Origin of the sequence: Pseudomonas sp. NPDC090755, from assembly GCF_044769005.1 — a bacterium.
GTDB lineage: Bacteria > Pseudomonadota > Gammaproteobacteria > Pseudomonadales > Pseudomonadaceae > Aquipseudomonas.
Map to the genome: position 1 here is coordinate 55,607 of NZ_JBIVXC010000009.1, position 14,350 is coordinate 69,956.

Sequence of the window (14,350 nt, forward strand, 5' to 3'; positions counted from 1 at the left end):
ACAATGAACAAGCGATACGACTACATCATCATCGGCGCAGGCTCTGCCGGCTGCGTCCTGGCCAACCGCCTGACCGAAGACGCCGGTACCTCGGTGCTGGTCCTGGAATTCGGCGGCAGCGACCGCAGCGTGCTGATCCAGATGCCCAGCGCGTTCTCCTTGCCGATGAACACCAAGAAGTACAACTGGCGCTACGAGACTGTGGCCGAGCCGCACCTGGACGGCCGGCGCCTGCACTGCCCACGGGGCAAGGTGCTTGGCGGTTCGTCCTCGATTAACGGCCTGGTCTACATCCGCGGCCATGCCTGCGACTTCGACGAATGGGAAAGCCTGGGCGCGAAGCATTGGAGTTATCGCAACTGCCTGCCGTACTTCAAGCGTGCCGAGAACTACAAGTTCGGCGGCGATGACTACCGCGGTGGCGCAGGGCCGCTGTCCACCAACAACGGCAACAACATGCAGAACCCGCTGTACGGCGCCTGGGTGCAAGCCGGTGCCGAGGCTGGCTACATCAAGACCGACGACTGCAACGGCTACATGCAGGAAGGCTTCGGCGCCATGCACATGACGGTCAAGGACGGCGTGCGCTGGTCCACCGCCAATGCCTACCTGCGCCCGGCCATGACGCGGCCGAACCTGACGGTCGTCACCCATGCCATGACCCGGCGCATCCTGCTCGACGGCAAGCGCGCGGTGGGCGTTGAGTACGACGAGGGCGGCCAGACCCACAAGGTCTACTGCAACCGCGAGGTGCTGGTGTCGTCCGGCCCGATCGGCTCGCCGCACCTGCTGCAGCGTTCAGGGATAGGCCCGCAAGCTGTGCTGAAAAAGGCCGGTATCGAGGTGCGTCATGACCTGCCGGGCGTGGGCGAGAACCTTCAGGACCACTCGGAAATCTACATCCAGTACGCCTGCAAGGAGCCGGTGACGCTCAACGGCAAGATGAGCCTGCTGGGCAAGGCGATGATCGGCCTGCGCTGGCTGCTGTTCAAGGATGGCCTGGGCGCCAGCAACCACTTCGAGGCCGGCGGTTTCATTCGCTCGTCCAAGGGGCTGCGCTGGCCGGACATCCAGTTCCACTTCCTGCCGGCGGCCATGCGCTACGACGGCGACAAACCGTTCAAGGGCCACGGCTTCATGGTGTTGACCGGGCCGAACAAGCCCACCAGCCGTGGCCATGTGCGGGCGCTGTCGGCCGACCCGTACCAGCATCCGGAAATCCGCTTCAACTACCTGGAGACCGAAGAAGACCGCGAGGGCTTTCGCCGCTGCGTGCGCCTGACCCGGGAAATCATCGCCCAGCCGGCCATGGACCGCTACCGTGGCGAAGAACTGGCGCCGGGACCGCAGGTGCAGACCGACGAGCAGATCGACGCCTTCGTGCGTGCCAACATGGAAAGCACCATGCACCCCTGTGGCTCTTGCCGCATGGGCGAGGACGACATGGCGGTGGTCGACTCCTCGCTGCGGGTACGTGGGCTGCAGGGACTGCGGGTGATCGACTCCTCGGTGTTCCCGAGCGAACCCAACGGCAACCTCAACGCACCGACCATCATGCTCGCCGAGCGTGCCGCGGACCTGGTGCGCGGGCGTGAGCCGCTGGCGCCGGTCGATGTACCGGTCGGCCTGGTGGGTGGCTGGGAAGAGGAACAGCGCAGCCGCGAACCGGTGCGCAAGGTCCGCGCCTGAGGCCTGACGATTGTGGGAGCTGGCGAAGCCTGCGATGGGGACCACACCGGCCTTATCGCCGGCTACGCCGGCTCCCACAGATCGGGTGACTGTGGCTTGTGGGAGCTGGCGAAGCCTGCGATGGGGTTCGCACCGGCCTCCACGGGTCGGACTGAATGCGTTCCGTTGGAGCGATATCGCTACAGCGGGCTCGAAGGCAGGGATTACGACGCTTTCCTACGTATGAACGACAGGATTAACCCTATTTTCTGGAGTGACTTCATTACAGCGAAAACCCTACGACACCCGATAAAACCGCGATTTCAGCGGTGTTTCGCGCTTGGCATAGGCCTTGCTATCTCCCTTGCGTCCGGCCGGATCAGCATGTGCTTTGTTCGGTTCAGGTGGTTGAACTTGTGACGTTATAAAAACAATTAAACTAGCAAGGTAAATACAATGAAAAACTCACCCCTCGGTCACTGTCCGCCCGATAGTGAAGAGCACGAACTCCAGCGCAGTCTCTCCAATCGCCATATCCAGTTGATCGCCATCGGCGGTGCAATCGGCACCGGCCTGTTCATGGGCTCCGGCAAGACCATCAGCCTGGCCGGCCCGTCGATCATATTCGTCTACATGATCATCGGCTTCATGCTGTTCTTCGTCATGCGGGCCATGGGCGAGTTACTGCTGTCCAACCTCAAGTACAAATCCTTCATCGACTTTTCCGCCGACCTGCTCGGACCCTGGGCAGGTTTCTTCACCGGCTGGACCTATTGGTTCTGCTGGATCGTCACCGGCATCGCCGATGTCATTGCCATCGCCGCCTATTCACAGTTCTGGTTTCCGGACATTCCCCAATGGTTGCCGGCACTCGGTTGCGTGGGCCTGCTGCTGTCGCTGAACCTGATGACGGTGAAGATGTTCGGCGAACTGGAGTTCTGGTTCGCCATGATCAAGATCGTGGCCATTTGCGCCCTGGTCTGCACTGGGCTGTACATGGTCGTTTCGGCCTATCAGTCGCCGACCGGCGATGTCGCGGCGCTTTCCAACCTGTGGAATGACGGCGGGATGTTCCCCCATGGCGCCATGGGCTTTTTCGCCGGCTTCCAGATTGCGATCTTTGCCTTTGCCGGGATCGAGTTGGTAGGCACCACCGCCGCTGAAACCAAAAACCCTGAACGCAACCTGCCACGGGCGATCAATTCGATTCCGCTGCGCATCATTGTGTTCTATGTCTTCGCCCTGGTCGCCATCATGGCCGTTACGCCGTGGCGCGATGTGGTCGCCAACAAGAGCCCCTTCGTCGAACTGTTCGTTCTGGCAGGCTTGCCGGCCGCTGCCGGGATCATCAACTTCGTGGTCCTCTCCTCGGCAGCGTCGTCTGCCAACAGCGGCGTGTTCTCAACCAGCCGCATGCTGTATGGCCTGGCGGTGGACGGTGATGCACCCGGCAAATTCAAGGCACTGTCCAGCCGCGCAGTACCCTCCAATGGCTTGATCTTTTCCTGTATCTGCCTGTCGGGCGGGGCGCTGGTCATTTACCTGGTGCCGAACATGCTCGACGCCTTCACCCTGATCACCACGGTGTCGGCGATCCTGTTCATGTGCGTCTGGTCGATGATCCTGCTGTCCTACCTCGCCTATCGCAAGCAGCGTGCCCACCTGCACCGCGCCTCGAAATACCGGATGCCGGGCGGCATCTTCATGAGCTGGGCCTGCCTTGCATTCTTCGTGGCCATGCTCGCCTTGCTGGCGCTGGAAGACGACACCCGCAAGGCGCTGTTGTTCGTGCCGGTGTGGTTTGCCGTGCTGGGCCTGTCCTACCGTTCCATCCGCCAGAAAAAACAGGAGAGCGTGCAGTTGTCCTTCGACGCGGATTGATCGCCACTTTCACGTTTTGCCCAGGGGGACGGCGCAGGGTGCGCCGGCCCCCTGTTGTCGTTTGCCAAGCAGGAGACCACGATGCGCATCCACGTCACCTTCATCGACCGCGTCGGTATCACCCAGGAGATCCTGGCACTGCTGGGGGCGCGCAACCTCAACCTCGACGCGGTGGAGATGATCCCGCCCAACGTCTACATCGACGCCCCGGCGCTGTCACAGGCAGTGCTGGACGAACTCCACGATGCCCTGTTGCGGGTGATCGGGGTGCAGGCGGTCGACCTGGTCGACTTCCTGCCCGGCCATCGCCGGCGGTTGCAACTGGAGGCGCTGCTGGCGGCGATGAGCGACCCGGTGCTGGCGGTCGACCCCAACGGTCATGTGCTGCTGGCCAACCCCACCCTGGTCAGCCTGGTGGGCCGCGAGCCGGCCGGAGAGCCGTTGTCCCGCCTGTTCACCGAGCCGGACCTGGCCCGGACCCTGATCGACAAGGGCTTTCGCCTGCCCATGTGCGAGGTGAGCTTCCAGGGCCAGGCCCTGTTGCTGGAGGCCACACCCATCAGCGGCGGGGCGGACGCCCTGGTCGGTGGCCTGCTGACGCTCTATCCGCCGAGCCGCATCGGCGAGCGCCTGGCTTCGTTGCTGCATGATCACACCGAGGGCCTGGAAGCGCTGCTGGGCGACTCCGCGGCGCTCAAGGCGCTCAAGGCGCGCCTGCACAAAGTGGCGAGCCTGGAGGCGCCGCTGCTGATCCAGGGCGAAACCGGCACCGGCAAGGAGCTGGTGGCCCGCGCCTGCCATGCACTGAGTGCTCGGCGCGATGCCTCCTTCCTGGCGCTCAACTGCGCAGCGCTGCCCGAGAGCCTGGCCGAGAGCGAGCTGTTCGGCTATGCCGCCGGCGCCTTCACCGGCGCCCAGCGCGGCGGCAAACCGGGCCTGCTGGAACTGGGCGACGGCGGTACGGTGTTCCTCGATGAAGTGGGCGAGATGTCGCCTTACCTGCAGGCCAAGTTGTTGCGCTTTCTCAACGACGGCAGCTTTCGCCGGGTCGGTGGTGCCGGCGAGGTGCGGGTGAATGTGCGGGTGGTCTGCGCCACCCACCGCGACCTGGAAAGCATGGTGGTCGAAGGCAGTTTTCGCGAAGACCTCTACTACCGCCTCAACGTGCTCAACCTGAAGGTGCCGCCTCTGCGCGAGCGCGGCAAGGACATCCTCCTGCTGGCCGAACATTTCCTCCACCAGGCCTGCACGCAGATACAACGCTCGCCTTGCCGGCTGGCCCTGGCCACTCATCCGCTGCTGCTGGGCAATCGCTGGGCGGGCAACGTGCGCCAGTTGCAGAACGTGATCTTCCGCGCTGCCGCCATCAGCGAAGGGGAGGTGATCGACTGCGACGACCTGGAGCTGGCCGGCACCGCCTTGAACAATCAGCAGCCGGACGCGCAGGAGGTCATCAGCCTGGAAGCGGCGGTGCAGGGGTTCGAGAAGTCCCTGCTGGAGAAGATGTACGCCACCTATCCCTCGACCCGGCAACTGGCTGTGCGTCTGCAGACGTCACACACGGCCATCGGCCAGCGCTTGCGCAAGTACGGCATCGCCAGCCGGGTCTCGTAGCCGGCCCGGTTCGAATACGCTCCAGCGGAGTGATTACGCTCCAGTCCAGCGTGGGCCGCGGGTTCATTGGGCGACCCCGACGGTGGCGGCGGCAGGGCTCAGGCAATGGAGCGATTTCGCTCCAGCACAAACCCTTGAGATTGACTGATTTTTCATCGTAACACCTTGAAAATCAAGGGTTTTAACAAGTTGGCATCGCCCTTGCTCTTGTATCAATCAGTCCTGCATCGGGACCCACCTGATAACAAGAGAGGAAGATCCATGAGCACTCTGCGTTTTACTCCCGAACACGAATGGCTGCGTCTGGAAGCGACTGGCGAGCTGACCGTCGGCATCACCACCTACGCCCAGGAGGCCCTGGGTGACGTGGTGTTCGTGCAGCTGCCGGAGCCGGGCGAGTACGGGGAGGGCAATGAAGTCGCAGTGCTGGAATCGGTGAAGGCCGCCAGCAATATCAGCATGCCCCTGAACGGCACCGTGGTGGCGGTCAACCAGGCCCTGGCCGACGACCCCGAGCTGGTCAACGCCTCGCCCATGCAGGACGGCTGGTTCTTCCGTATCCAGGCCAGCAACCCGGCCGACCTCGACACCTTGATGGACCAGGAAGGCTACGACCGCTTCCTGGCCGAAAACGCCTGAGCCAGGGTGCCGCCATGACCAACCCATCCATCCCGCTGGGCACCGACAACGAGTTCATCGCCCGTCATATCGGCCCGCGCGAGGGCGATATCGACGCCATGCTGGCGCTGACCGGCCATGACTCGCTCGACGCCCTGATCGACAGCGTCATCCCCGCCAGCATCAAGGGCACCAGCGTGCTCGCGCTGAGCAAAGGGCAGGGCGAGACCGAAGCCCTGGCCGCACTCAAGGCCATCGCCGCGAAGAACCAGCTGTATCGCAACCACATCGGACAGGGCTATTACCCTTGCCACACTCCGACGCCGATCCTGCGCAACCTGTTGGAGAACCCGGCCTGGTACACCGCCTACACCCCGTACCAGCCGGAGATTTCCCAGGGCCGCCTGGAAGCGCTGTTGAATTTCCAGACCCTGGTCAGCGACCTGACCGGCATGGAAATCGCCAACGCCTCCTTGCTCGATGAAGCCACCGCCGCCGCCGAGGCCATGACTTTCTGCAAACGCCTGGCGAAGAACAAGGCCCCGGCGTTTTTCGCCTCCCGCCATTGCCATCCGCAGACCCTCGACGTGCTGCGCACCCGTGCCCAGCCGCTGGGCATTGAAGTGGTCATCGGTGATGAGGTGGCGCTGGAAACCCAGGGCCTCGACGCTTACTTCGGCCTGCTGCTGCAATACCCGGCCAGCACCGGCCATATCGCCGACCACCGCGCCCTGGTGGAACGCGCCCATGCCGCCGGCGCCCTGGTGGCGGTGTCCGCCGACCTGCTGGCCCTGACCCTGCTGACCCCACCGGGCGAGTTCGGTGCCGACGTGGTGCTCGGCAGTGCCCAGCGCTTTGGCGTACCCCTGGGCTTCGGTGGCCCGCACGCTGCGTACTTCGCTACCCGCGATGGGTTCAAACGCGACATGCCCGGGCGCCTGGTCGGCGTCTCCATCGACCGCTTCGGCAAGCCGGCCCTGCGCCTGGCCATGCAGACCCGCGAGCAACATATCCGTCGCGAGAAAGCCACCAGCAACATCTGCACCGCCCAGGTGCTGCTGGCCAACATCGCCAGCATGTACGCGGTCTACCACGGTCCCCAGGGCCTGGCGCAGATCGCCAGGCGCGTGCACCGCCTGACCGCGATCCTGGTGCAGGGGCTGCAGCAGCTCGGGCACAAGGTCGAGCAGCAGCACTTCTTCGACACCCTCAGCGTGATCACCGCCCGGCCTGTGGCCGAGGTGCTGGCCGCCGCCAATGCAGCACGCCTGAACCTGCGCCTGATCGACGACCTACGCGTCGGCCTGTCGCTGGATGAAACCTGCGAGCAGGGCAGCGTCGAGGCCCTGTGGCAGGTGTTCGCCGCCCCTGGCCAGGCGCTGCCGGACTTCACCGCCCTGGCTGCCGGCACCGGCGACAGCCTGCCGTTGCCGCTGCTGCGCGAAACGCCGTTCCTGCAGCACCCGGTGTTCAACCGCTACCACAGCGAAACCGAGTTGATGCGCTACCTGCGCCGCCTGGCCGACAAGGACCTGGCCCTGGACCGCACCATGATCGCCCTGGGCTCATGCACCATGAAGCTCAACGCCGCCAGCGAGATGATCCCGATCACCTGGCCCGAGTTTGGTGCCCTGCACCCGTTCGCCCCGGCCGGGCAGTCGCAGGGTTACCGCCAGCTGACCGATGAGCTGGAAGCCATGCTCTGCCAAGCCACCGGCTATGACGCCATGTCCCTGCAGCCCAACGCCGGCTCCCAGGGCGAGTACGCGGGCCTGTTGGCCATCCGTGCCTACCACGCCAGCCGTGGCGAGGCGGGGCGCGATGTGTGCCTGATTCCGTCGTCAGCCCATGGCACCAACCCGGCCACGGCGCAGATGGCCGGCATGCGCGTGGTGGTGGTCAACTGCGACGAGCGCGGCAACGTCGATGTTGACGACCTGCAGCGCAAGGCCGAGCAGCACAAGGATCAACTGGCCGCGCTGATGATCACCTATCCCTCGACCCATGGCGTGTTCGAGGACGGCATCACCCGCATCTGCGACATCATTCATGAGCACGGCGGCCAGGTGTACCTGGACGGCGCCAACATGAACGCCATGGTCGGCCTTTGCGCGCCGGGCAAGTTCGGCGGCGATGTCTCGCACCTGAACCTGCACAAGACCTTCTGCATCCCCCACGGCGGTGGCGGCCCGGGCGTCGGCCCGATCGGCGTGAAGGCGCACCTGGCGCCGTTCCTGCCCGGCCACGGCCATATGGACAACAAGCAGGGCGCGGTCAGCGCGGCGCCGTATGGCAGCGCCAGCATCCTGCCGATCACCTGGATGTACATCCGCATGATGGGCGGGGAAGGGCTCAAGCGCGCCTCGCAGTTGGCGATCCTGAGTGCCAACTACATCGCCCGGCGCCTGGAGGAGCACTACCCGGTGCTCTACACCGGCGAGAACGGCCTGGTCGCCCACGAGTGCATCCTCGACCTGCGCCCGCTCAAGGACAGCAGCGGCATCAGCGTCGAGGACGTGGCCAAGCGCCTGATCGACTTTGGCTTCCACGCCCCGACCATGTCCTTCCCGGTGGCCGGTACGCTGATGGTCGAGCCGACCGAGAGCGAGTCCAAGGAAGAACTGGACCGCTTCTGCGACGCCATGATCTGCATCCGCGAGGAAATCCGCGCGGTGGAAAACGGCACCCTGGACAAGCTCGACAACCCGCTGAAGAACGCCCCGCATACCGCCGCCGAGCTGGTGGGCGAATGGTCGCATCGCTATGGCCGTGAGCTGGCGGTGTACCCGCTGGACGCGCTGCGCGAGAGCAAGTACTGGCCGCCGGTGGGGCGCGTGGACAACGTCTACGGCGACCGCAACCTGGCCTGTGCCTGCCCGCCGATGTCGATCTACCAGGACGCTTGATCGCATGGGCCCGGATCCGGTCCGGGCCTTGCTTGCCAACCAGATAAGAAGGAAGCACAACCATGTTCCATAAAAGCCTGACCCTGTCCGATTTCGACCCAGCGCTGTCCGAGGCCATCCGACGCGAAGCGCAACGCCAGGAAGACCACATCGAGCTGATTGCCTCGGAGAACTACACCAGCCCGCAAGTGATGCAGGCCCAGGGCACCGAGCTGACCAACAAGTACGCCGAAGGCTATCCGGGCAAGCGCTACTACGGCGGTTGCGAGCATGTCGATGTGGTCGAGCAACTGGCCATCGACCGCGCCAAGCAACTGTTCGGCGCAGGCTACGCCAACGTCCAGCCGCACTCCGGCTCCTCGGCCAACAGCGCCGTGTACCTGGCCCTGCTGCAGGCCGGCGACACCATCCTGGGCATGAGCCTGGCCCACGGCGGTCATCTGACCCACGGCGCCAAGGTGTCGTCTTCCGGCAAGCTCTACAACGCGGTGCAGTACGGCATCGATGGCAACGGCCTGATCGATTACGACGAAGTCGAGCGCCTGGCAGTCGAGCACAAGCCGAAGATGATCGTCGCCGGCTTCTCCGCTTACTCCAAGACCCTGGACTTCCCACGCTTCCGGCAGATCGCCGACAAGGTCGGTGCCTACCTGTTCGTCGACATGGCCCACGTCGCCGGCCTGGTAGCCGCGGGCCTGTACCCCAATCCGCTGCCGTACGCCGACGTGGTCACCACCACCACCCACAAGACCCTGCGCGGCCCGCGTGGCGGCCTGATCCTGGCCAAGGCCGATCCGGAGCTGGAGAAAAAGCTCAACTCGGCGGTGTTCCCGGGCGGGCAGGGCGGTCCGCTGATGCATGTCATCGCGGCCAAGGCGGTGTGCTTCAAGGAAGCGTTGGAGCCTGGCTTCAAGGACTACCAGTACCAGGTCATCAAGAACGCCCAGGCCATGGCCGAGATCTTCAAGCAGCGTGGCTATGACGTGGTGTCCGGGGGCACCGACAACCACCTGTTCCTGGTCAGCCTGATTCGCCAGGGCATCACCGGCAAGGACGCCGATGCCGCGCTGGGCCGTGCGCACATCACGGTGAACAAAAACGCCGTCCCCAACGACCCGCAGTCGCCGTTCGTGACCTCGGGCCTGCGCATCGGGACCCCGGCCGTGACCACCCGTGGCTTCCAGGTACCGGAGTGCCGCGCCCTGGCGACCTGGATCTGCGACATCCTCGATCACCTCGGCGATGCCGACGTCGAGGCCCAGGTGGCCCGGCAGGTAACCGAGCTGTGCAAACTGTTCCCGGTTTATCCGGCCTGATCACCGGGTGCGATGGCGGAGGCGTGTATGTCGCTGAGTGTTTTTGATCTGTTCAAGGTGGGCATCGGCCCGTCCAGCTCCCACACGGTCGGGCCGATGCGCGCCGCGGCGCGTTTTGTCGAAGGGCTCAGGGACCAGGGGCTGCTGGCCCAGGTGCACAGCGTGCGCGCCGAGCTGTACGGCTCGCTCGGCGCCACCGGCAAGGGCCACGGTAGCGACAAGGCGGTGCTGCTGGGGCTTGAGGGTGAGCACCCGGATACCGTCGAAACCTCGATGGTGGCCGACCGCCTGGGGATGATCCGCCAGAGCGGGACGCTGTCACTGCTGGGAGAGAAGCGCATCCGCTTCGTCGAGAAAGAACACCTGGCGATGATCCGCAAACCCTTGCCCTATCACCCCAACGGCATGATTCTGCGCGCCTTCGACGGGGCCGGCCTGCAGCTGTGCAGTCGCGAGTACTATTCGGTGGGCGGCGGCTTCGTGGTGGACGAGGCGGCGATCGGCGTCGACCGCATCGTCGAGGACCGCACGCCGTTGCGTTTCCCCTTCCTGACCGGACGCGAGTTGCTGGCGCAGTGTGCCCAGCACGGGCTCTCGATCAGCCAGTTGATGGCCGAGAACGAGACCGCCTGGCGCAGCCCGCAAGAGACGCGCCAGGGCTTGCTGCACATCTGGCAGGTGATGCAGGACTGCGTCACGGCCGGTTGCCGCACCGAAGGGATCATGCCCGGCGGGCTCAAGGTCAAGCGCCGCGCCGCGGCCTTGCACCGGCAGTTGAGCAGCAGCCCCGAAGCCAACCTGCGCGACAGCCTCTCGGTGCTCGATTGGGTCAACCTCTACGCCCTGGCGGTGAACGAGGAAAACGCCAGCGGCGGACGGGTGGTCACGGCACCGACCAATGGCGCGGCCGGCATCATCCCGGCGGTGCTGCATTACTACACGCGCTTCGTGCCGGGGGCCAACGAGGACGGGGTGGTGCGTTTCCTGCTCACCGCCGCCGCGATCGGCATCCTGTACAAGGAAAACGCCTCGATCTCCGGCGCCGAAGTGGGTTGCCAGGGCGAGGTCGGGGTGGCCTGCTCGATGGCGGCCGGGGCCTTGTGCGAAGTGCTCGGCGGCACAGTGCAGCAAGTGGAGAACGCCGCCGAAATCGGCATGGAACACAACCTGGGGCTGACCTGCGACCCCATTGGCGGACTGGTCCAGGTGCCTTGCATCGAGCGCAACGCCATGGGCTCGGTCAAGGCCATCAACGCTGCGCGCATGGCCCTGCGTGGCGACGGGCAGCACTTCGTGTCCCTCGACAAGGTGATCCGTACCATGCGCCAGACCGGCGCCGACATGAAAAGCAAATACAAAGAGACTGCCCGCGGCGGGCTGGCGGTCAATATCATCGAATGCTAGGAGTCACCCATGTCCTCAGAACAACTACAACAAACGCCGCTGCATGCCCTGCACCTGGAACTGGGCGCACGCATGGTGCCGTTCGCCGGTTACGCCATGCCGGTCCAGTATCCGCTGGGCGTGCTCAAGGAACACCTGCACACCCGTGAACAGGCCGGCCTGTTCGACGTCTCGCACATGGGTCAGATTCGCCTGCGCGGTGCCGGTGCCGCCAGGGCGCTGGAAGCGCTGGTGCCGGTCGACATCATCGACCTGCCGGTGGGCATGCAGCGCTATGCGCTGTTCACCAATGAAGACGGCGGCATCCTCGACGACCTGATGGTCGCCAACCTGGGTAACGACGAGCTGTTCCTGGTGGTCAACGCCGCCTGCAAGGACCAGGACCTGACCCACCTCAAGCAGCACCTGGAAGGGCAGTGCGAGGTCGAGTCGCTGTTCGACAGCCGTGCCTTGCTCGCCCTGCAGGGGCCGGCGGCGGCCAAGGTACTGGCGCGCCTGGCGCCGCAGGTCGGCGGTATGACCTTCATGCAGTTCGCCCCGGTGCGCTTGCTGGGTGTCGACTGCTACGTCAGCCGCTCGGGCTACACCGGAGAAGACGGCTACGAAATTTCCGTGCCGGTGGAGGCTGCACAAATGCTCGCCCGCTCGCTGCTGGCCGAGTCCGAGGTCGAGGCCATCGGCCTGGGCGCCCGCGACTCGCTGCGCCTGGAAGCCGGGTTGTGCCTGTACGGCCATGACATGAACGCGCAGACCACGCCAATCGAGGCCAGCCTGACCTGGGCGATTTCCAAGGCCCGACGTGCCGATGGCGTGCGCGCCGGTGGCTTCCCCGGTGCCGAGCGCATTGTTGCCCAGCAGCGCGAAGGCGTGGCCAGCAAGCGCGTCGGCCTGTTGCCCAGGGAGCGCACGCCGGTGCGTGAAGGGACATTGATCGTCGATGCGCAAGAACAGGTGATCGGTCGCGTCACCAGTGGCGGCTTCGGCCCAAGCCTGGGTGGGCCGTTGGCGATGGGCTATGTGCAGAGCGAGCATGCAGCGCTGGAGACCGAAGTCTATGCCCAGGTGCGCGGCAAGCTCGTGCCGATGCAGGTGGTGCGCACGCCGTTCGTGGCGCAACGTTATTACCGTGGCTGAAGCCCTGACTGCCGGAGTATGAGCATGAACCCAACCCTGCCTGTCGCCACACGCCCGCAGCCCCTGCAGGCCGGCGTGAAACTGCGCGGCGCCGAGAAGGTGGCGCGCATCCCGGTGAAAATCCTGCCCACCGAGGAGGTGCCACGCAAACCCGACTGGATTCGCGTGGAGATTCCCACCTCACCCGAGGTGGCGCGGGTCAAGGCCTTGCTGCGCAAACACAAGCTGCACAGCGTCTGCGAAGAAGCCTCGTGCCCGAACCTGGGCGAGTGCTTCTCCGGCGGCACGGCGACCTTCATGATCATGGGCGACATCTGCACCCGCCGTTGCCCGTTCTGCGACGTCGGCCATGGCCGGCCCAAGCCGCTGGACGTCGATGAGCCGAAGAACCTGGCCATCGCCATCGCCGACCTGCGCCTGAAGTACGTGGTCATCACCTCGGTGGACCGTGACGACCTGCGCGATGGTGGTGCCCAGCACTTCGTCGACTGTCTGCGCGAGATCCGCAAGCTGTCACCGGGCATCCAGCTGGAGACCCTGGTGCCGGACTACCGGGGGCGCATGGACGTGGCCCTGGCGATCACCGAGCAGGAGCCGCCGGATGTGTTCAACCACAACCTGGAAACCGTGCCGCGCCTGTACAAGGCGGCACGGCCGGGCTCGGACTTCGAGTGGTCGCTGGACTTGCTGGAGAACTTCAAGCAGCGCGTACCGGGGGTGCCGACCAAGTCCGGGCTGATGCTGGGCCTGGGCGAGACCGACGAGGAGGTGATCGAGGTGATGCAGCGCATGCGCGAACATCAGGTCGACATGCTGACCCTGGGGCAGTATTTGCAACCTTCGCGCAGCCATTTGCCGGTGCAGCGTTTCGTGCATCCGGACACCTTTGCCTGGTTTGCCGAACAGGCCCTGGCGATGGGGTTCAGAAACGTTGCGTCCGGGCCGCTGGTGCGTTCGTCCTACCATGCCGACCAGCAGGCGGTGCAGGCGACCCGGTAGGCGCAGGCTTGCCCCGCGAGGGTTGCAGAGGGGTTGCGACCGCTTCGCGGCCGATCGCAGGCTTCGCCAGCTCCCACAGAGGCCGGTAACTGCCGAGATCCCTGTGGGAGCCGGCAGCGCCGGCGAGGGTTACTCGGCAATCTCGACGTACCTTGACTCGCCACCGCCGGTTGCACCCGACAACCAACCCCATACGAAGGACAGCGTGGTGTGTCCCGCGTCATCGACGCCTACCGTGCCACGCGACCAGCCGGCAAGCAGTTCGTTCTCTGTCGTCACGCACTGAAAGAGAAGCTCAATGGTATGGGCGCCTGTCACGCGCCCGACTTGCTGCCCGATGCGGATTCGACCGCCTTGGTAGGTGCCGGAAATGGCCTCTCCCTCGACCTGGTAGTGAAACACTGTGCCTGCACCGGACAGCCCTTGGGTGTTGTTCGCTACCGAAAATCGGCGATTGTTCAAACGCTCGTGGATGGTAGAAGAGGGGATTTCCATAACGGTCGCGTCCTTGTAGTCGAGAGATTCCAATCCGGTCTGAGACTATCCTATTCCAGGTTTGCCTTGCTCGTCCTCTGTAGCCGCTGCCTCCAGGCTGCGATCGACTGCGCAGCAGTCGCAACCCAGTCACCTCGTTGTACCTGACAGACTGAAATCGCCAGGTTTTACGGTCGCCTCGCGACCGATCGCAGCCTGGCGGCAGCGGCTACAGCATCAGGCCAGTAACTCGGTGATCCACCGTAGCTGCCGGGCCAGTTTTACGACCGCTTTGCGGTCGATCGCAGGCTTCGCCAGCGCCCACAAGAGCCGACG

At 64.9% G+C, this 14,350-nt stretch carries 10 protein-coding genes; 9 read left to right on the forward strand and 1 reads right to left on the reverse strand.

Annotation, left to right across the window (positions count from 1 at the left end; all coding sequences use genetic code 11):
* Nucleotides 1–3 precede the first annotated feature (3 nt).
* From betA to lipA, 9 genes are all read left to right on the forward strand, one after another.
* On the forward strand, nt 4–1,689 hold the full coding sequence (gene betA, locus ACIQUS_RS14955) for a choline dehydrogenase (RefSeq protein ID WP_403048105.1): 1,686 nt from the start codon (nt 4–6) through the stop codon (nt 1,687–1,689).
* A 435-nt stretch (nt 1,690–2,124) separates the two neighbouring features.
* Nucleotides 2,125–3,549 (forward strand): D-serine/D-alanine/glycine transporter, encoded by a 1,425-nt coding sequence (cycA, locus tag ACIQUS_RS14960; protein WP_403048106.1) that lies wholly within the window; start codon nt 2,125–2,127, stop codon nt 3,547–3,549.
* 81 nt (nt 3,550–3,630) lie between these two features.
* Entirely contained in the window at nt 3,631–5,163 is a 1,533-nt protein-coding gene (locus ACIQUS_RS14965; protein ID WP_403048107.1) for a sigma 54-interacting transcriptional regulator, read from the forward strand.
* A gap of 261 nt (nt 5,164–5,424) precedes the next feature.
* A complete protein-coding gene (gene gcvH, locus ACIQUS_RS14970) occupies nt 5,425–5,802 on the forward strand; it encodes a glycine cleavage system protein GcvH (RefSeq protein WP_403048108.1) in 378 nt (125 codons plus the stop codon).
* A gap of 14 nt (nt 5,803–5,816) precedes the next feature.
* Nucleotides 5,817–8,687, forward strand: a complete 2,871-nt coding sequence (gene gcvP, locus ACIQUS_RS14975; RefSeq protein WP_403048109.1) for an aminomethyl-transferring glycine dehydrogenase — start codon at nt 5,817–5,819, stop codon at nt 8,685–8,687.
* Between the two features lie 62 nt (nt 8,688–8,749).
* Nucleotides 8,750–10,003: a serine hydroxymethyltransferase gene (gene glyA / locus ACIQUS_RS14980; protein ID WP_403048110.1), complete on the forward strand. Its 1,254-nt coding sequence runs from the start codon at nt 8,750–8,752 to the stop codon at nt 10,001–10,003.
* Between the two features lie 27 nt (nt 10,004–10,030).
* Nucleotides 10,031–11,407 carry an L-serine ammonia-lyase gene (locus tag ACIQUS_RS14985; RefSeq protein ID WP_403048111.1) on the forward strand — a complete coding sequence of 459 codons (1,377 nt, stop codon included), beginning with the start codon at nt 10,031–10,033 and terminating at the stop codon, nt 11,405–11,407.
* Between the two features lie 9 nt (nt 11,408–11,416).
* Nucleotides 11,417–12,541 carry a glycine cleavage system aminomethyltransferase GcvT gene (gcvT, locus tag ACIQUS_RS14990; RefSeq protein ID WP_403048112.1) on the forward strand — a complete coding sequence of 375 codons (1,125 nt, stop codon included), beginning with the start codon at nt 11,417–11,419 and terminating at the stop codon, nt 12,539–12,541.
* 18 nt (nt 12,542–12,559) lie between these two features.
* Nucleotides 12,560–13,540 carry a lipoyl synthase gene (gene lipA / locus ACIQUS_RS14995; protein ID WP_403048113.1) on the forward strand — a complete coding sequence of 327 codons (981 nt, stop codon included), beginning with the start codon at nt 12,560–12,562 and terminating at the stop codon, nt 13,538–13,540.
* 129 nt (nt 13,541–13,669) lie between these two features.
* On the opposite strand, the gene ACIQUS_RS15000 is transcribed toward lipA, so the two are convergent.
* Nucleotides 13,670–14,035 carry a hypothetical protein gene (locus ACIQUS_RS15000; protein ID WP_403048114.1) on the reverse strand — a complete coding sequence of 122 codons (366 nt, stop codon included), beginning with the start codon at nt 14,033–14,035 and terminating at the stop codon, nt 13,670–13,672.
* Nucleotides 14,036–14,350 lie beyond the last annotated feature (315 nt).